Source organism: Actinoplanes awajinensis subsp. mycoplanecinus (assembly GCF_001509495.1).
GTDB lineage: Bacteria > Actinomycetota > Actinomycetes > Mycobacteriales > Micromonosporaceae > Actinoplanes > Actinoplanes palleronii.
This window is the reverse complement of record NZ_LLZH01000261.1, coordinates 1-222: the sequence shown is the minus strand read 5'-3', so window position 1 is coordinate 222 and position 222 is coordinate 1. Positions and strand designations below refer to the sequence as shown.

At 68.0% G+C, this 222-nt stretch carries 1 pseudogene; it reads left to right on the top strand.

Annotation, left to right across the window (positions count from 1 at the left end):
• Positions 1-222: pseudogene (locus tag ADL15_RS54415) on the top strand (IS1380 family transposase); the annotation flags it as partial.

Sequence of the window (222 nt, the reverse complement as noted above, 5' to 3'; positions counted from 1 at the left end):
TCAGCAGCGTGTACGCGCCGTCGACACTCGGATCGTTCCTGCGCACGTTCACCCACGGCCATGTTCGGCAGTTGCAGGCCGCCGTCCGTGACACCCTGACCGGACTGGCCGCACACGCGCCGATCCTGGCCGGTGCCGACGTGCTGACCTTCGTGGACATCGACTCGATGCTGCGCCGGGTCTACGGCAAGCAGAAGCAGGGCACCGGGTTCGGCCACGCCA